The following is a 16,975-nucleotide window of genomic DNA, read 5'->3' as shown; positions in this document are numbered from 1 at the left end:
CGTAGGCCCGGAACTCCCCGAAATACTTCGTGATCGCCGCCGTCAGCGTCGTCTTCCCGTGGTCAACGTGACCAATCGTGCCAACGTTCACGTGCGGCTTCGTGCGTGCGAATTTTTCCTTTGCCATGATGGCCTCCTTGTCTTGCAGCGGGTGTCCGCGCGGGGCACCCGATTGTTGTCGTTGTTAGGCGTATTTGGCCTGGATTTCTTCGGAGATGTTCGACGGTACCGGATCGTAATGATCGAACTGCATCGTGAACTGGGCCCGGCCCGACGACATCGACCGCAGCGTGTTGATGTAGCCGAACATGTTCGCAAGCGGCACGAAGGCCTTGATGGCGACCGCATTGCCGCGCGGCTCTTGCCCGGAGACCTGGCCACGACGCGAGGTCAGATCGCCGATGATGCCGCCGGTATATTCCTCCGGTGTGACCACCTCGACCTTCATCATGGGCTCGAGCAGCTTCGCGCCGGCCTTCTTGAGACCTTCGCGCATGCACATCCGGCTGGCGATCTCGAAGGCCAGGACCGAGGAGTCCACGTCGTGGAACTTGCCGTCGACCAGCGCAACCTTGAAGTCGATCACCGGGAAACCGGCCAGCGGACCCGAGTCCATGACCGACTTAATGCCCTTCTCGACGCCGGGGATGTATTCCTTCGGCACCGCGCCACCAACGATCTTGCTCTCGAAGGAGTATCCTTCGCCCGGCTCGGTCGGGGCGATGACCAGCTTGACCTCGGCGAACTGGCCCGAACCACCCGACTGTTTCTTGTGGGTGTAGCTGTGCTCGATCTCGTGACCGATGGTCTCGCGATAGGCCACCTGCGGCGCACCGATATTGGCCTCGACCTTGAACTCGCGCTTCAGGCGATCGACGAGGATGTCGAGGTGAAGCTCGCCCATGCCCTTCATGATCGTCTGGCCCGACTCGATGTCGGTCTCGACGCGGAAGGACGGATCCTCGGCGGCAAGCCGCTGTAGGCCCTGGGACATCTTCTCCTGGTCGGCCTTGGTCTTCGGCTCGACGGCGATCTCGATCACCGGGTCGGGGAAGGTCATCGTCTCGAGGACGACCGGATCGTTGACCGCACAGAGCGTGTCGCCGGTCGTGGTGTCCTTGAGGCCGGCCAGCGCGATGATGTCACCGGCGAAGGCTTCGTCGATCTCCTCGCGGTTGTTCGAGTGCATCATCATCATCCGGCCGATGCGCTCGCGCTTGCCCTTCGTCGAGTTCAGCATCGAGTCACCCTTTTTCATGGTGCCCGAATAGATGCGGGTGAAGGTCAGGCTGCCGACGAACGGGTCGTTCATGATTTTGAACGCAAGGCCGGCAAACGGCATGGCATCGTCCGCGCGGCGCGCGACGTTCCGCGTCTCGGTCTCGTCGCCCGGCTTGAAGCCCATGTAGTCCTTCACGTCGAGCGGGCTCGGCAGGTAGTCGATGACCGCGTTGAGCAGCGGCTGCACACCCTTGTTCTTGAACGCGGAGCCGCCGAGAACCGGAACGAACTCCAGCGCCAGAGTGCCCTTGCGAAGCAGCGCACGCAGCGTCGGAACGTCGGGCTCCTCACCCTCGAGATAGGCCTCCATCGCGTCGTCGTCCTGCTCGACGGCGGCCTCGATCATCTTGCCGCGCCACTCTTCGGCGACATCCTTCAGCTCGTCGCGGATATCGACCTGCACCCAGGAGGCACCGAGGTCTTCGCCCTTCCAGAGCCATTCCTTCATCGTCACGAGGTCGATCAGGCCCTCGAGCTCGTTCTCGGCGCCGATCGGCAGAGCGACGGGCACCGCACGCGCGCCGGTCCGGTCCTCGATCATGCGGACGCAGTTGAAGAAGTCGGCGCCGATCTTGTCCATCTTGTTGACGAAGACGATCCGCGGAACGTGGTAGCGGTCGGCCTGACGCCAGACGGTCTCGGTCTGGGGCTCGACACCCGCATTGGCGTCCAGAACACAAACGGCACCGTCGAGAACAGCCAGAGACCGCTCGACCTCGATGGTGAAGTCAACGTGGCCGGGCGTGTCGATGATGTTCAGCCGGTGCTTCGGCGTGTCCGGAGTCTTGCCGTCCTCGGTGCGCTCCCAGAAGGTGGTCGTCGCCGCCGAGGTGATGGTGATACCGCGCTCCTGCTCCTGCTCCATCCAGTCCATCGTCGCCGCGCCGTCATGCACTTCGCCGATGGCGTGGGACTTGCCGGTGTAATAGAGAATACGCTCCGAGCAGGTGGTCTTGCCGGCATCGATGTGGGCCATGATGCCGAAATTGCGGTATCGGTCGAGAGGATAGTCGCGGGCCATGGGAGGGTCCTTAGGCGTAGAGTAAAATTACCATCGATAATGGCTGAACGCCTTGTTGGCGTCGGCCATCTTGTGGGTGTCTTCGCGCTTCTTCACGGCGGTGCCGCGGGAGTTGACGGCGTCGACCAGCTCGCCGGCCAGCCGCTCTTCCATCGTGTTCTCGTTGCGCTTGCGGCTGGCTTCGATCAGCCAGCGGATCGCGAGGGCCTCGCGGCGCTCGATGCGAACCTCGACGGGCACCTGGTAGGTCGCGCCGCCAACCCGGCGGGAGCGAACCTCGACCGACGGCTTGACGTTGTCGAGCGCCTCGGTGAACACCTCGATCGGGGAGCGCTTCAGCTTGCTCTCGACCCGGTCGAGCGCGTTGTAGACGATGCGCTCCGCGACCGACTTCTTGCCGTCGATCATCAGGTTGTTCATGAATTTCGTCAAAACCTTATCGCCATACTTGGCGTCAGGCAGGACTTCGCGCTTCTCGGCAGCGTGACGACGGGACATCTATGCCTCTCCTTACTTGGGACGCTTGGCGCCGTATTTCGAGCGGCGCTGCTTCCGGTCCTTGACGCCCTGGGTATCCAGAACACCGCGCAGGATGTGGTAGCGCACCCCGGGAAGGTCTTTCACACGACCACCGCGGATCAGCACCACCGAGTGCTCCTGCAGGTTGTGGCTCTCGCCGGGGATGTAGCTGATCACTTCGAAGCCGTTGGTCAGACGAACCTTCGCCACCTTCCGCATGGCCGAGTTCGGTTTCTTCGGCGTGGTGGTGTAGACGCGCGTGCACACGCCGCGTTTTTGCGGGCAGCGCTCAAGGTGCTGCGACTTGGATCGTTTCACTTTCGGCTGCCGCGGCTTGCGGATCAGCTGTTGGATCGTCGGCATTCCGGTTCCCCAGTCTAGCTTTCTTCTTCGTCTCGCGCGTTCCGCGAGGGATTATTCTCTCATCCGCACATTGCGCGTCCGCAAAGGCGAAAAGCCGCGGGCGTTTCCTCGTACGCGGAAACGACGCGGGTGGGTTTTCAGAGGATCGGGGCCTGAGGCCCGGATCTTGTCCACTTCAGTTCTGTAGGGCCGGTCAAACGGAATCCCCGCGACCGAGTGGCCGTGCTCTAGAGAGAATCGGCAGGGTTGTCAACATCCAGCCCTCTCGCTCGGCCCTGCCCGGTCTGCAAGGCCGCTTCCCGCGCCAGTTTCCGCTCCCGGCGGAAGGTGAAGATGCCCGTCGCGACCACGAGCGCGGCCCCCGCGAGCGTCACCGGGTCCGGCCACTCGCCGAACACCACGAACCCGAGCAAGAGCGCCCAGAGCAGTGAGGTGTAGCGGAACGGCGCGATCACCGCGATCGCTCCAACCCGCATCGTCGCGATGGAAAAGAAATAGCCTCCGACGATCATCACCGATGCCCCCGCGAGATTTATCATCGCGCCCGCGGAAACCGGCTGCCACTCCTCGCCCGCGACACCGATTCCGGCAAAGAGCCAGACTCCGGCGGAAGCGGCCACAGCAACGGTCATCGAAGGTGTCTCCACCGAGACCGCCCGGGCGGCAAGGTCACGAAACGTCACGCAGAGCACGGCGCAGACGGCATAGACCGAATAGATCGTGAACCCCGCCGCGCCCGGCCTGACGATCAGCATGACGCCAAGGAACCCCACGAGAATGGCCGACAACCGCCGCCAGCCAACCGGTTCGCCGAGGAACAGCGCGCCAGCCAGCGTCACGGTGAGCGGCAGCGCCTGCATGATCGCGTTGGCGTTGGCGATCGGCATGTGAAAGAGCGCGGTGATAAAGAAATAGGCCGCGGCGATCTCGGAAAACGTCCGGAGCAGGACCGTCCAGCGGTCGCGTTGCGCGAGGCGCATGCGCAGGCCGCCCGTCGCCGCCGCCATGGCGACCATCAGCAGCGTGCTGAACATGCCGCGCAGGAATACCGCCTGGAACATCGACATCTCGTCCGAGACCGATTTCAGGAAGGTGTCGTTGATTGTGAAGCAGGCCATGCTGGCCGCCATGAGGAGCGCACCGCGCAGGTTGGGGGACACTTGATACCTCGAAAAGCTACCTAGAGCCCGTGCACCACGGCGTTCGCGCTGTCAATGGGACCGGCGGCGACTTGATACGCATCATGGATCTGCGCCGCCTGGTCCGGGTATGGTTCCGGAGCGGGGCCGGGCGCTCGCCCGCTGCCTTGGCTTGCGCTCCTTACGGAGGATCGGGATGCGCCTCAGGACCTTGCTCGCCGTGCTCGCCCTCTTGGGGGCCGCTTGCACCGATACCCGGCATTACCCGATCTCGGGCGAAGTCTGCCGCCCCGACGATCCGGTTCAGGACCTCTCGGTGCAGCAATGCGCCCGGGCGTCCTGACCGCGCTGGCGCCTTGCGTGTCGCGACCTTCAACGTCCAGAACCTCCGGCTGCGCCGGGGGGCCGACGGCGAGGCACGTCTCGATGGCGCCCGCGACGGCGACTGGCCGCCGCACGGGAGCACAGGCACCGATATCGACCGGGCGGACCGCCGCTTGACGGCTGCGATCCTGCACGAGATCGACGCCGACATCGTCGCGCTCCAGGAGGTTCACGACCGCGAAACCCTTGATTTCTTTCACGACACCTATCTCACCGCGACCGGACTCGCCCCCTATCCGCACCGGTTCTGCATTCCCGGAAATGACGGCATGGGGCGCAACATCGCGCTCCTGAGCCGCCTCGCGCCGGAGCGCCTCACCAGCCACGCCAGCCTGCGCCCGGCCGATCTCGGCCTGTCGCCCGCGCCGGGCCAACCGCCCGACCGCCCGGTCTTCTGCCGTGACTGCGTCGAGGCGGTCTTCGCCTCGCTCACCCTCTATCTTAGCCATTTCAAGGCGCCCTATCCCGACCGCGCCGCCGCAAGCGCCTTCCGCCGCACCGAGGCGTTGGCCACCCGTCGTCTTGTGGAGCGCCGCTTTGCCGACCCGGCTTCGGCCGCGTGGCTGATCCTCGGTGATCTCAACGAACCCGACGCGCGCGTGCCAAAGCCGGAACAGTCGATTGCCCCGCTTGTGGACGGTTTCGCCGTGGACCTGCTCGAACGCCGACCGCAAGGCCAGCGCTGGTCGTACCACGAAGCCAGGCGCGGACTCTACTCCCGGCCCGACGCGCTGCTTGCTTCGCCGGCGCTCGCCGAGCGTTTTCCGGACGCTGTCCCGCGACTGATCCGCGAAGGCATGTCGCAGGCCGCAGGCCGCTACCCCGGCCCGCGACTCCACGGCGTCGGCCGCCACCGCCCGCATGCCAGCGACCACGCCGCGATCATGGTGGATTTCGTCGGGCTCTGAGCGGTTCCGGAGATCTGTCAAATCATATGGATCGAAGAATCGTCCGCAGCACGCAATCGGAAACGTCCGTGAAAGCGTCGGCCTCGCGTTGAGACCGTCAGACGCTCACTCTTTTTCCATCGTGCATTGCAGAGGGTGCTGGTGCCGGCGGGCGAAATCCATCACTTGCGCCACCTTGGTCTCGGCGATCTCGTGGCTGAACACGCCCACGACTGCGACGCCCCTCTTGTGCACCACCAACATCAGCTCGAAAGCCTGCGCGTGTGTCATGCCGAAGAACCGCTCGAGAATATGCACGACGAACTCCATCGGCGTGTAATCGTCGTTCAACAACAACACCTTGTAGAGCGGCGGCCGCTGCGTCCTGGCTTTGGTCTTGGTCGCAACGCCGGTGTCGCTACCCGGCCTGTCGCCATCCTTGTCGGACATCGATATCTCGAAAGGGAGACTCACGGCGCGCGGCACTCCATCAGGACTAGGGGTTCAGGGCAATACACCCGCGTTATATAGGCGTCTCGCCCGGTCTGCAAAGCCCACGACCCGACAGAAAGGTAAACGGCGGCCATGAACCTTACGCCGATCGGTTTCGATGCTGACGACACGCTCTGGCACAATGAGCGGTTTTTCGTCCTCACCCAGCAGAGATTCACCGAAATTCTTGCCGATTACGCCGAGCGCGAGAGCCTCGACGAGCGCCTGCTCGCTGCCGAAGCGCGCAACATCCGGCACTACGGCTATGGCATCAAGGGTTTCATGCTGTCGATGATCGAGACCGCCATAGAGGTAACCGAATCACGCGTGCCCGCCGCCGTCATCGGCCAGATCCTCGAGATCGGGCAGGAGATGCTGCGCCACCCGATCGAATTGCTGCCGCATGCCCGCGAGGCCGTCGAGGCGATGGCGGCCTCGGACCGCCGCGTTCTTCTCGTCACCAAGGGCGACCTGCTCGACCAGGAACGCAAGCTCGCCGAGTCGGAGCTCTTCGATGTCTTCGATCGGGTCGAGATCGTATCGGAAAAGACGCCGGAGACCTATCGACGCATCTTCACCGAACACGGGCACGGACCGGAGCGCGCGATGATGGTCGGCAACTCGATGAAATCGGACGTCCTCCCGGCCATCGCCGCCGGCGCCTGGGGCGTGCATGTGCCCTTCGACCTCGCCTGGGCGCTGGAGGCCGCCGATCCGCCGACCGGACATGACCGTTTCGTAACCCTGAACAATCTCGGCGAGCTCGACGCTTTGGTCCGGCGAGTCGGCTGACATTTTGTGGCAGAGGGAAACGCGCCCGCGACATCTAGTGATGTTGCGTGAATGTCACCGCGAAACACGTTGAAATCGAACACTTTTCGGAGGCAAAAAGCCGTGCTACGCTGTGCATGAGCAATGACAATATCCGACCCTGAAAACAGGGCGGTCCGAGGCAGACAGAGGCAAGCAACGTGATGACGTCGAGCATCCGGGGACGCAGCGCCCTTGTTATTTCCGTATTCTTCCTGCTGTTCTTCATCGTCCTTCTGGGCTCCAGCCTGCGTGCCGGCGCAGCGCCCTATGCGGCGATGGTGATCGACGCGCGCAGTGGCGAGGTACTCTACGAGAAGAACGCGCACACGCCGCTCCACCCGGCATCGCTGACCAAGATGATGACGCTCTACATCGCTTTCGAGGCGGTGGAGCATGGAGAGATCGGCCTGGACACCAAGGTCCGGGTCTCCAAGAAGGCCGCCAACGAGGTTCCCTCCAAGCTCGGGCTCAAGGCCGGTCAGTCGATCGAGCTGCGCTACCTGATCCGCGCCGCGGCCGTGAAATCGGCCAACGACGCCGCGACCGCGATCGGCGAGGCGATCTCTGGGAGCGAAGCCGCCTTCGCGCGGCGCATGAACCGGACCGCCAAGAAGCTCGGGATGACGCGTACCACCTTCAAGAATGCCAACGGACTGACCACGCCCGGCCACCTGTCGACCGCGCATGACATGACCATCCTCGGCCGACACCTGTTCTACGACTACCCGGAATACTACAACCTCTTCTCGCGCCGCTCGACCGACGCCAAGATCCGCACCGTCTACAACACCAACCGCAAGTTCCTCGCCGCATACAAGGGCGCCGACGGGATCAAGACCGGCTACACCAACGCTGCCGGCTCCAACCTCGTCGCCTCGGCCGAGCGCGACGGCGTGCGGATCATCACCACGGTCTTCGGCGCCTCCTCCTCTGCAGCGCGCAACGCCAAGGTCGCGGAACTCATGGATCTCGGCTTCCGCAAGGCGCCGCGTCGAACAGCCCTGCTGAAGCCTACCCCGCCGGCTTATTCCGGCAACACGTCCGAGAGTACAGGCGCCAAGACGGTGCGCGTCGCCAGCGCGGTCACCAGGTCGGTGCGCCCGCTCGGCCGGCCGGGCGTTGCGCAACCGCTTCCCGCTGTCACGCGGATCGCACTGAAGTCCGGCATCGAGGCCGCAATCGCCCAGGCGACCGCCACGTCCGTCGCTCCCACATCCGCCGATGTTGTCGCCACCGCCGATCCCGAGGCGAGCAGTCCGGCGCCGAAGGCGCGCCCGCCCAAGCTTGACTACGCCGCCGTGATCCCCGCCTCGGCGCCGGCGGATGAACCGATCGTCGTCACCCGCGCCTCGACCTCCGGCGGTCACCACTGGGGCATAAATGTCGGCAGCTACCCGTCGCGCTACGCGGCAGAGCGCGAGTTGCTTAAGACGGCGTTGAAGGAGATGGCGACGCTTGACGGTGCGCTTCGCAAGGTCTCGAAAGACAACAGCGGCTTCAAGGCGAACTTCGTCGGCATGACCCAGGAGCAAGCCGACCTCGCCTGCCGCCGGCTGGAAGCGCGCGGCACGAACTGCGTGCCCTTCGGCCCGGCGGGTTCCTGAGGGCGCGAGTTCTATTCCTTGGGGTGGTCGTCGTATTCCGACGACAGGATCCGGTGGCGGTCGCCTTCCGGGTCGTCATATTGGTTGCTGCGGACCGTCCAGAAGAACGCTACAAGTCCGATACCGCCGAGAAAGAGCGAGATCGGGATCAGGTAAACCAGCGCATCCATCGCTACTTCAGCCTCAGCGAGTTGAGCGAGACGGTGATCGAGGAGGCCGACATGGCCAGCGCCGCGGCGAGCGGCGTGGCAAATCCGGCGATGGCAATGGGGACGGCAACGAGATTGTAGACCGTTGCGATCGTGAAATTCTCCCGGATCCGGTGGACCGCCGAGCGCGCGGTTGTCACGGCGGAGGCGACGGGTGCGATGTCCTCGCCGAGCAGCACGATGTCGGAGGCCACGCGGGCAGCGTCGAGCGCAGAGGCCGGCGAAAGCGAGGCATGGGCGGCGGCGAGTGCGGCGGTGTCGTTGAGCCCGTCGCCGACCATAAGGACGCGGCGTCCAGCGGCGGCGAGATCGGCCACGCGCCGCGCCTTCTCTTCGGGCAGCGCCTCGGCAGTGACGTCCTCGATACCGAGCCGCGCGGCGAAGGCTCCGACGGCCGGCGCCGCGTCGCCCGAGATCAGTGCTACCTCGAGCCCGATCGCGCGCAAGCCGCGCACCGCCTCCTCCGCGCCCGGCCGCAGCCTGTCGGCAAAGGTGAAGCAGACGGGCAACCGCCCCTCGACTCCGAGCCAGGCCGCGGTCCGGTCCCCCGGCTCCGCACCGACCCAGGCCGCACGCCCGAGGCGGACACGCCGGCCGTTCCACTGCCCTTCGGTCCCGTAGCCCGGCACTTCCGCAATCTCCGTCACCGCTTCGGGGGCAATGCCTGCGCGCTCCGCAGCTTCTGCGAGCGCCCGCGACAGAGGGTGCGATGAGGCAGCGGCGAGCCCCGCTGCAAGCGCGAGATCCGCGCGCGCATGGGAGTCCGGTGCATCGAGTTCCGGGGTTCCCAGGGTCAGCGTGCCGGTCTTGTCGAAAATCACCATGTCGATCTCCGCCAGCCGCTCCAGCGCGGTGCCGCTCTTGATGAGCATGCCGCGCTTGAAGAGACGGCCGGAGGCAGCGGTCGTCACCGCTGGAACGGCGAGGCCGAGCGCGCAGGGACAGGTGATGATGAGCACCGCGGCGGCGATGTTGACTGCGAGCCGCGCGTCGCCCGTCGCGAGATACCAGCCGACGCCCGCGACGAGGGAGAGGAGATGGACGCCGGGCGCATAGAGCCCGGCAGCACGATCGGCAAGCGACGTGTAGCGGTTGCGCGTCGACTCGGCCATGGCGACGAGATCCGCCATTCGGTGGAGCGAACTGTCCCGGCCCGCCGCGGTCACTTCGACCACGAGCGGCCCTGTCAGGTTGACTTCGCCTGCGCTGACCACCCGCCCGGCCTCGGCAAAGACCGGCAGGGTCTCGCCGGTCAACAGCGATCGGTCGAGCTCGCTCGTGCCTTCCCGGATCACACCGTCCACCGGCATCCGCCCGCCGGGGCGAACCCGGATGATGTCCCCGGGGCGCAGCTTGGCGACGTCCACCGTCTCGTCCCCGCTCTCCCCGATCCGCTCGGCCCGCGCGACCTCCAGCGCCGCCAGTTCCTCGGCCGCTGACCGGGCGATGGCGCGGGTGCGATGGTCGAGATAGCGCCCCGCCAGCAGGAAGAAGGTCAGCGAGATCGCGGCGTCGAAATAGGCGTGCTCGCCGGAATGGGCGGTCTCGTAGAGCGAGGTGCCAAGCGCCAGCAGGATCGCGAGCGTGATCGGCACGTCCATGTTCAGCCGTCCGTGGCGCAGGGCGCTCCAGGCGCTGCGATAGAAGGGCTGACCGGCGAAGGCGACGGCAGGAATGGCGATGGCGCCGGAGATCCAGTGGAACAGGTCGCGCGTCGCGTCCGCCGCGCCGGACCAGACGGCGACAGACAGGAGCATCACATTCATCGCCGCGAAGCCGGCCACGGCGAGGCGCATCAGCAACTCGCGGCCCTGCCGGTCCGTGGCAGTCGTCGAGAGCGCCGAGGCGTCCATCTCGTGCGCCTCGTACCCCACGGCGTTGACGGCGGCGACGAGCGTTGCGGCGCGGACGCCCGGATCGGCCTCCACCGTCGCGCGCCGCAGCGTCAGGTTCACCCGCGCCGATCGCACGCCTGGCTGCGCCGCGAGGGCCTTTTCCACGGTGGTGATGCAGAGCGCGCAGTGAACGCCCGGCAACGACAGCATCAGCGCACAGGGGGCCGCCGCCTCCCGCGCTCCGCTCGCCGCCAGTCGTCGGGTCATCGGCGCGGCGTCGCAGGCTGGGCAGGCGGAGGCCGTGGGGGCCTCGGGGAAGGTGCTGTCAGACATCCGTCAGTCGATGATGATTTCAATCCGCTGCTTGAACGGCGTCCCGTCGGGCGCCGTCGCAACCATGCGAATATCCCACCTTCCTGGCTCCAGGTCTACCGGCGCGGTGAAAGTGCCGTTGCGATAGGCGAAGTCCGGCGTCACATCGTCCTTGACCTGGGTCGGGCGACCTACCGTTGCATCGATGGACGCGACCTCCACCGGGTAGCCGGTGCGTCCGGTAAAGGCGATGGTCAGGACGCCGTCGGCGACGCCCGCCTCGGCGGTCCAACCAAGCGCCTCCTGGGCGGCACGATCGGCGTCGAAGCTTTGGCTGGCGACGTAGGAATTCTTCACCTCGAGTCCGGGGAAGGTGCCGACGGCGAGATACGCCATGGTGACGTTCACCGCGATCACCACGCCGAAGGCACCGACGGTGAAAAAGAGGACCTTGCGACCTGTCAGGGCCATATCAGCGCGCTCCGGTTCCGACGAACGTCGCATCCTTATAAACACGTTCGCCGCTCGACAAGTCCTCCACCCAGAAGCGGATCGGAGTACGGTCAGCCGAGGCCGGCACCGAGCTCTTCGGTGCCAGCACGTAGACGCGTTCCTTGCCGGTGGTGTTGGCGGGCACCATGAAGCTCTCGTAGGGCGTGCCTTCGATGGCGAGGCGCAGATCCGGGTGCTCCGACCTGAGCGTCACCCGGAAACGCCGATCCTCGCCATGTTTGTTGCGAAGCCCGAAATCGTAGGTGTTGCGGATCGTGCCGTCCGACATCGTGACGTAGAGCGGTTGCCGCACGGGGTGGACGGTGGCAGAGATGTCCGGCCGCACGAACAGCATCACCACGAGGCCGATGCCGACGGCAGACCAGAGCGTCGTGTAGAGGATCGTGCGGACGCGGAATACGTGTTTCCAGACGGATTTCGGCTTTTCGCCGGCGCGTTCACGCACTTCGTCCGAGAGCGCCATGTAGCCGATCAGGCCGCGCGGCTTGCCGACCTTGTCCATGATGTCGTTGCAGGCGTCGATGCAGAGGCCGCAGGTGATGCATCCGAGCTGCTGGCCGTCGCGGATGTCCACACCCGTCGGACATACGTTGACGCAGGCCATGCAGTCGATGCAGTCGCCAAGCTCGCCTGCCTCCGCGGACTTGCGGTGCTTGCCGCGCGGCTCGCCCCGCCACTCGCGGTAGCCGATGGTGATCGTGTCCGGGTCCATCATCGCCGCCTGGATGCGCGGCCAGGGGCACATGTAGATGCAGACCTGCTCGCGCATGAAGCCGCCGAAGACCAGCGTGGTGAAGGTCAGGACGGCGACCGAGGTATAGGCGGCCGGATGGGCGTTGCCGGTGAAGAGATCGCCCAGGAGGGTGGGCGCATCGGTGAAGTAGAACACCCAGGCGCCTCCGGTCGCCATGGCGATCAGCGTCCAGACGGTGAATTTCGTGGCGCGCAGCCGGATCTTTCGCGCGTCCCATTTCGCCTGCCGGTGCAACCGCAGACGGGCGTTGCGGTCACCCTCGATCCAGCGCTCGACGAGGATGAAGAGGTCGGTCCAGACCGTCTGCGGGCAGGTATAGCCGCACCAGACGCGGCCAAGAGCCGAGGTGAAGAGGAACAGGCCAAGCCCGGCCATGATCAGCAATCCGGCGACAAAGTAGAACTCGTGCGGCCAGATCTCGATCCAGAAGAAGAAGAAGCGGCGGTTCGCGAGATCGACCAGGACAGCCTGATCGGGCAGGTTCGGGCCACGGTCCCAGCGGATCCAGGGCGTCAGGTAGTAGATGCCCAGGGTCACGATCATGATGCCCCATTTGAGATTCCGGAAGGGTCCGTACACCTTTCGGGGGAAGACGGGTTCGCGGGCCGCATATAGCTGCTCGGGCTGGCTGCCTGTGTCGCTCACGAAGGCTCTCCGATGACTGAAAGTTCGCAGTTCGTCCGTATTAGGGACGGCGCCAGAAAGGCGTCTTTGACATGTATCAATAGGCCATCGTGGCGGCCATTCCAGTGTCGATATCAAAAACAGCGCCACGAAGCCCTGCGCCCGCGTGTCGCGCGCAGTCAATTGAATGTGAGATCGGGTGGATTGGAGCAGGACGGGGCTGAAAACAAAGGCGCCCCAGCTCTCCTAGGAAACGCGCGAACAGGACGGAGAGCCGGGGCGTATCTTCCAGGGGAGGACACCCTCTGGAAACGCTATGTATGTTCCGACTTGAACGGTCATTGTGCCGTCCTTGTCGTTGACTCCTGTTTACGGCCCAGGCCGGGTTTTCACATTGATCCAGATCAAATGCGAATCTCATATACCTATTATTTCCCGCAATGCAGCCATGACTTGTCGTCAATGCTGGCGGCGCGGACGGACAAATTACTGTGGTGATAAGGGCCGCCGAACGCGTGAGACGCGCTTCATTCCATGGAGTGGATGTCCGGTTCCCGACCCAGCCCGCCCGGCTGCGAGTGATCGCGGGGACAAAACGAAGACGCCCCGCCCCGGAAGGTCCGGAAGCAGGGCGCCAAGCTGTCCGTCGTGGCTATGTGCCCGGTCGTTACTCGGAGGCGACGCCGCCGCCGAGGCTGTGGACATAGGTCGCCACGGCGCGGAGCATGGCCTCGTCGACGACGGTCTCCGGAGCACCGCCACGCGCCGGCATGACGCCGGCGCGGCCGCCCCAGATGGTCTCGTAGAGAGTCGCCTCGTCACCACCATAGAGCCAGATCGCGTCGGTCAGGTTCGGCGCGCCGAGCGTTTTCTCGCCCGTGCCGTCTTCCATGTGGCACGAAGCGCATTGCTCCTCGAAAATCACCGCGCCGGCCGCCTCGAGACCCTCGTCATACTCCTGTCCGGAGATCTTCTGAACATGGGCGATGACCTGGTAGATCTCCTCGTCGGTCAGAAGCTCGTCCCGACCGAAGGCCAGCATGTCTCCGAACCGCAGCGAGTCGTCGTTGTAGCGGATACCGTAGGCGATCGTGTCGTGGATCTCCTCGATCGTGCCGCCCCAGAGCCAGTCGTCGTCGAGCAGGCTCGGGTAGCCCGACGCCTGGGCGCCCTGGGCACCGGCGCCGTGGCACTGCGCGCACCAGGTGCGGAACACCGCCGCGCCCGCGTTCTGGGCGTAGCTGTTGAGCTCCGGATCGGCCGAGATCTCTGTGAGTTCCGCGTCGACCAGCTGCTGCTGGATGCCGGAATTGGCCTCGTCGAAACGCGCAATCTCTGCCGCAACATCAGCACGGGTCGAATGGCCGAGGATGCCGGAGGTAGCGCCGCTGACCATCGGCCAGGCGGGATACAGGATCGTGTAGATCAGGCCCCATACGACCGTTGCATAGAACACCCACAGCCACCAGCGCGGCAGCGGGTTGTTGTATTCCTCGATGCCGTCCCAGCTGTGGCCGGTGGTCTGCGGCTCGACCTTTTCTTTCTTGATCGGTTGCTTGCTCATTCCCGAGCCTCCTTGGGTTCGAGTTCCGCCAGATGCCCGCTCTCGGAATCGTCGGGGGCGTCCTCATGACGGAAGATGATATTGGCACTGTCGCGTTGCACCTCGGAGGCGCCCGGGCGGAAGACCCAGACGATCACTCCAAGGAAGACGAGCACGAGGAACAGCAGAACCCAGCTGTCCGCGAACTCGCGCAGGAAGGAATAGGTGTCCATCCTTGCCTGCTCCTCAGCGACTGGCGACGGGCTCGAATGTCGAGAAATCGACAAGCGTTCCAAGCATCTGGAGATAGGCGAGAAGCGCGTCCATCTCGGAAATGCCCGGCCGGCTGTCGAAGTTGCGCACCTGCGCGCCCGGATACCGCTCGAGCAGCGCGTCGTAGTCGCTGTCCGGATCGGCCTGGGCTTCGAAGTCCGCCAAGGCGGCATCGAGCATCTCGTCAGTATATGGCACGCCGACGGTCCGGTTGGTCCGCATGATGTCCTCGATGTATTTCCCGTCCACCATCCGGTTGAGCAGGAAGCCGTATTTCGGCATCACCGATTCCGGCACCACCGATTGCGGATTGGTCAGGTGATCCACGTGCCACGCATCCGAGAAGCGTCCGCCGACGCGGGCCAGGTCGGGCCCGGTCCGCTTCGACCCCCACTGGAACGGGTGGTCATATTTCGACTCGGCCGCGAGAGAGTAGTGACCGTAGCGCTCCACCTCGTCCCGCATCGGACGGATCATCTGGCTGTGGCAGACATAGCAGCCTTCGCGGATATAGATGTTCCGCCCCTCGAGTTCGAGCGGGGAGTAGGGGCGCACGCCCTCCACATCCTCGATCGTGTTCTCGAGATAGAAGAGCGGCGCGATCTCGACGATACCGCCGATGGTCACGACGAGAAAGCTGAGCGCGAACAGGATGGTCGCGTTGGTCTCGACGATCTTGTGCTTGTCGATAAGGGCCATTTTCTCGTCCCTCCCTATTCAGCCGGCGCAGCGGCAATGGCAGGCGCAACCTTCGGCTCGCCGCGGGTGATGGTGAGCCAGAGGTTGGCGGCCATGATGATGCCGCCGGTCAGGTAGAGCACACCGCCGAGGGCCCGGACGACATACATCGGGTGCATCGCGGCAACCGTGTCGGCAAAGGAGTTCACCAGGAAGCCGTTGGCGTCGACTTCACGCCACATCAGGCCCTGCATGATCCCCGAGACCCACATCGACGCGGCGTAGAGAACGATGCCGATCGTTGCGAGCCAGAAGTGCCAGTTGACAGCGGCCATCGAGTAGAGCCGCTCCCGCTTCCAGAGCCGCGGCGTCAGGAAGTAGAGAGCCCCGAAGGTGATCATGCCGTTCCAGCCAAGGGCGCCCGAATGGACGTGGCCGATGGTCCAGTCGGTGTAGTGGCTGAGCGAGTTCACCGCCTTGATCGACATCATCGGGCCTTCGAAGGTGGACATGCCGTAGAAGCCGATCGAGACGACCATCATGCGGATGATCGGGTCGGTCCGGAGCTTGTCCCAGGCTCCGGAGAGCGTCATCAGGCCGTTGATCATGCCGCCCCAGGAGGGCATCCACAGCATGATCGAGAACACCATACCGAGGGTCGAGGCCCAGTCCGGCAGCGCGGTGTAATGCAAGTGGTGCGGACCGGCCCAGATGTAGAGGAAGATCAGCGCCCAGAAGTGGATGATCGACAGCTTGTAGGAGAAGACCGGCCGCTCGGCCTGCTTCGGCACGAAGTAATACATCATGCCGAGGAAGCCTGCGGTCAGGAAGAAGCCCACCGCGTTGTGGCCGTACCACCACTGGGTCATCGCATCCTGCACGCCGGAGAAAACCTGCACCGACTTGGCGCCGAAGATCGACACCGGCAGGCTGAGGTTGTTGACGATGTGCAGCATTGCGATGGTGACGATGAAGCTCAGGAAGAACCAGTTCGCCACGTAGATGTGCTTTTCCTTGCGCTTCAGGATCGTGCCGAGGAATACCATCAGGTAGAAGACCCAGATGATCGTCAACCAGAGATCAACATACCACTCCGGCTCCGCATATTCCTTGGATTGGGTGGCGCCCAGGATGTAGCCGGTCGCGGCCAGAACGATGAAGAGTTGGTAGCCCCAGAACACGACCCAGGCGAGGTTGCCGCCCCAGAGCCGCGCCGCGGAGGTCCGCTGCACCACGTAGAACGACGTTGCCAGAAGCGCGTTGCCGCCGAAGGCGAAGATCACTGCCGAGGTGTGCAGCGGCCGCAGGCGGCCGAAATTCATGTAGCCCTGGGCCCATTCGAAGTTGAGCACCGGGAAGGCGAGTTGGAAGGCGATGAAGACGCCGACGAGGAAGCCGACGACACCCCAGAACGTGGTGGCGATGACACCGTAACGCACCACGCCATCCATATAGCCAACATTTGCCATGCCGGCGTCGGCGGCCTCCTTGTCGGGATGCTCTTCAAGCTGGCGCACGCTCCAGATGAAGGCCGCCGCCGCTGCGACCAAGATAATAATCGCGTGGAAGAGATAGGCTGTGTCGCGCGCATAGTTGGCCGCCATCGCCGTCGCCAACGCCACCAACCCCAACGCCGCGATCCTGGCGTAATTCAACATGGTGTGTCCCTTGTTCTGATTATGGGGAGAACACACTCCCCCCGTCGCAATACTTTATCCGCTTCTGATGGTA

At 64.6% G+C, this 16,975-nt stretch carries 18 protein-coding genes; 4 read left to right on the top strand and 14 right to left on the bottom strand.

What is annotated here, in order from left to right:
• From EU800_RS20365 to EU800_RS20345, 5 genes are all read right to left on the bottom strand, one after another.
• The coding region (locus EU800_RS20365; RefSeq protein WP_242500650.1) for a GTP-binding protein at window positions 1-127 on the bottom strand (127 nt) is incomplete at its 3' end.
• Window positions 128-184: 57 nt separating this feature from the next.
• On the bottom strand, window positions 185-2,302 hold the full coding sequence (gene fusA, locus EU800_RS20360) for an elongation factor G (RefSeq protein WP_129635195.1): 2,118 nt from the start codon (window positions 2,300-2,302) through the stop codon (window positions 185-187).
• 27 nt (window positions 2,303-2,329) lie between these two features.
• A complete protein-coding gene (rpsG, locus tag EU800_RS20355) occupies window positions 2,330-2,800 on the bottom strand; it encodes a 30S ribosomal protein S7 (protein WP_129635192.1) in 471 nt (156 codons plus the stop codon).
• 12 nt (window positions 2,801-2,812) lie between these two features.
• A complete protein-coding gene (gene rpsL, locus EU800_RS20350; protein ID WP_129635190.1) occupies window positions 2,813-3,184 on the bottom strand; it encodes a 30S ribosomal protein S12 in 372 nt (123 codons plus the stop codon).
• A 227-nt stretch (window positions 3,185-3,411) separates the two neighbouring features.
• A complete protein-coding gene (locus tag EU800_RS20345; protein WP_242500648.1) occupies window positions 3,412-4,344 on the bottom strand; it encodes a DMT family transporter in 933 nt (310 codons plus the stop codon).
• 175 nt (window positions 4,345-4,519) lie between these two features.
• On the opposite strand from EU800_RS20345, the gene EU800_RS26980 reads away from it, so the two are divergent.
• Together EU800_RS26980 and EU800_RS20340 are read left to right on the top strand one after the other, a co-directional pair.
• Complete coding sequence (locus EU800_RS26980; RefSeq protein ID WP_165354770.1) at window positions 4,520-4,666, top strand: hypothetical protein; 147 nt, start codon at window positions 4,520-4,522, stop codon at window positions 4,664-4,666.
• A gap of 13 nt (window positions 4,667-4,679) precedes the next feature.
• Window positions 4,680-5,615, top strand: a complete 936-nt coding sequence (locus tag EU800_RS20340; RefSeq protein ID WP_129635188.1) for an endonuclease/exonuclease/phosphatase family protein — start codon at window positions 4,680-4,682, stop codon at window positions 5,613-5,615.
• 105 nt (window positions 5,616-5,720) lie between these two features.
• Here EU800_RS20340 and clpS read toward each other — a convergent pair whose 3' ends face one another.
• Complete coding sequence (gene clpS, locus EU800_RS20335; RefSeq protein ID WP_165354769.1) at window positions 5,721-6,044, bottom strand: ATP-dependent Clp protease adapter ClpS; 324 nt, start codon at window positions 6,042-6,044, stop codon at window positions 5,721-5,723.
• Between the two features lie 135 nt (window positions 6,045-6,179).
• Here clpS and EU800_RS20330 point away from each other — a divergent pair, with 135 nt between their 5' ends.
• Window positions 6,180-6,878: an HAD family hydrolase gene (locus EU800_RS20330; RefSeq protein ID WP_129635184.1), complete on the top strand. Its 699-nt coding sequence runs from the start codon at window positions 6,180-6,182 to the stop codon at window positions 6,876-6,878.
• Between the two features lie 182 nt (window positions 6,879-7,060).
• On the top strand, window positions 7,061-8,503 hold the full coding sequence (locus tag EU800_RS20325; RefSeq protein WP_129635182.1) for a D-alanyl-D-alanine carboxypeptidase family protein: 1,443 nt from the start codon (window positions 7,061-7,063) through the stop codon (window positions 8,501-8,503).
• 11 nt (window positions 8,504-8,514) lie between these two features.
• Here the strand turns inward: EU800_RS20325 and ccoS are convergent, their stop codons facing one another.
• From ccoS to ccoN, 8 genes are all read right to left on the bottom strand, one after another.
• Window positions 8,515-8,673 carry a cbb3-type cytochrome oxidase assembly protein CcoS gene (gene ccoS, locus EU800_RS20320; RefSeq protein ID WP_129635181.1) on the bottom strand — a complete coding sequence of 53 codons (159 nt, stop codon included), beginning with the start codon at window positions 8,671-8,673 and terminating at the stop codon, window positions 8,515-8,517.
• A gap of 2 nt (window positions 8,674-8,675) precedes the next feature.
• Entirely contained in the window at window positions 8,676-10,880 is a 2,205-nt protein-coding gene (locus tag EU800_RS20315) for a heavy metal translocating P-type ATPase (RefSeq protein ID WP_371685650.1), read from the bottom strand.
• Window positions 10,881-10,883: 3 nt separating this feature from the next.
• Window positions 10,884-11,330, bottom strand: coding sequence for a FixH family protein (locus EU800_RS20310; RefSeq protein ID WP_129635179.1), 447 nt, complete (start codon window positions 11,328-11,330; stop codon window positions 10,884-10,886).
• Window position 11,331: 1 nt separating this feature from the next.
• Complete coding sequence (gene ccoG / locus EU800_RS20305; RefSeq protein WP_129635177.1) at window positions 11,332-12,771, bottom strand: cytochrome c oxidase accessory protein CcoG; 1,440 nt, start codon at window positions 12,769-12,771, stop codon at window positions 11,332-11,334.
• A 646-nt stretch (window positions 12,772-13,417) separates the two neighbouring features.
• Window positions 13,418-14,314 carry a cytochrome-c oxidase, cbb3-type subunit III gene (gene ccoP / locus EU800_RS20300; protein ID WP_129635175.1) on the bottom strand — a complete coding sequence of 299 codons (897 nt, stop codon included), beginning with the start codon at window positions 14,312-14,314 and terminating at the stop codon, window positions 13,418-13,420.
• Window positions 14,311-14,526 (bottom strand): cbb3-type cytochrome c oxidase subunit 3, encoded by a 216-nt coding sequence (locus EU800_RS20295; protein WP_129635173.1) that lies wholly within the window; start codon window positions 14,524-14,526, stop codon window positions 14,311-14,313. Before EU800_RS20295 ends, ccoP begins: the two co-directional genes overlap by 4 nt.
• A 13-nt stretch (window positions 14,527-14,539) precedes the next feature.
• Entirely contained in the window at window positions 14,540-15,265 is a 726-nt protein-coding gene (gene ccoO / locus EU800_RS20290; RefSeq protein ID WP_129635171.1) for a cytochrome-c oxidase, cbb3-type subunit II, read from the bottom strand.
• Between the two features lie 14 nt (window positions 15,266-15,279).
• Window positions 15,280-16,902, bottom strand: a complete 1,623-nt coding sequence (ccoN, locus tag EU800_RS20285) for a cytochrome-c oxidase, cbb3-type subunit I (protein ID WP_129635169.1) — start codon at window positions 16,900-16,902, stop codon at window positions 15,280-15,282.
• Window positions 16,903-16,975: the final 73 nt, after the last annotated feature.

The sequence above is a fragment of the Tropicimonas sp. IMCC6043 genome (assembly GCF_004146235.1).
GTDB lineage: Bacteria > Pseudomonadota > Alphaproteobacteria > Rhodobacterales > Rhodobacteraceae > Tropicimonas.
The sequence above is the reverse complement of the archived record's forward strand: the minus strand, read 5'-3'. Positions and strand labels throughout refer to the sequence as shown.

What these genes read in the sequence shown, in the direction of transcription:
- fusA (WP_129635195.1), bottom strand. Translation starts at nt 2,302, where the DNA reads ATGGCCCGCGACTATCCTCTCGACCGATACCGCAATTTCGGCATCATG.
- rpsG (WP_129635192.1), bottom strand. Translation starts at nt 2,800, where the DNA reads ATGTCCCGTCGTCACGCTGCCGAGAAGCGCGAAGTCCTGCCTGACGCC.
- rpsL (WP_129635190.1), bottom strand. Translation starts at nt 3,184, where the DNA reads ATGCCGACGATCCAACAGCTGATCCGCAAGCCGCGGCAGCCGAAAGTG.
- EU800_RS26980 (WP_165354770.1), top strand. Translation starts at nt 4,520, where the DNA reads ATGCGCCTCAGGACCTTGCTCGCCGTGCTCGCCCTCTTGGGGGCCGCT.
- clpS (WP_165354769.1), bottom strand. Translation starts at nt 6,044, where the DNA reads ATGTCCGACAAGGATGGCGACAGGCCGGGTAGCGACACCGGCGTTGCG.
- EU800_RS20330 (WP_129635184.1), top strand. Translation starts at nt 6,180, where the DNA reads ATGAACCTTACGCCGATCGGTTTCGATGCTGACGACACGCTCTGGCAC.
- EU800_RS20325 (WP_129635182.1), top strand. Translation starts at nt 7,061, where the DNA reads ATGACGTCGAGCATCCGGGGACGCAGCGCCCTTGTTATTTCCGTATTC.
- ccoS (WP_129635181.1), bottom strand. Translation starts at nt 8,673, where the DNA reads ATGGATGCGCTGGTTTACCTGATCCCGATCTCGCTCTTTCTCGGCGGT.
- EU800_RS20315 (WP_371685650.1), bottom strand. Translation starts at nt 10,880, where the DNA reads ATGTCTGACAGCACCTTCCCCGAGGCCCCCACGGCCTCCGCCTGCCCA.
- EU800_RS20310 (WP_129635179.1), bottom strand. Translation starts at nt 11,330, where the DNA reads ATGGCCCTGACAGGTCGCAAGGTCCTCTTTTTCACCGTCGGTGCCTTC.
- ccoP (WP_129635175.1), bottom strand. Translation starts at nt 14,314, where the DNA reads ATGAGCAAGCAACCGATCAAGAAAGAAAAGGTCGAGCCGCAGACCACC.
- EU800_RS20295 (WP_129635173.1), bottom strand. Translation starts at nt 14,526, where the DNA reads ATGGACACCTATTCCTTCCTGCGCGAGTTCGCGGACAGCTGGGTTCTG.
- ccoO (WP_129635171.1), bottom strand. Translation starts at nt 15,265, where the DNA reads ATGGCCCTTATCGACAAGCACAAGATCGTCGAGACCAACGCGACCATC.
- ccoN (WP_129635169.1), bottom strand. Translation starts at nt 16,902, where the DNA reads ATGTTGAATTACGCCAGGATCGCGGCGTTGGGGTTGGTGGCGTTGGCG.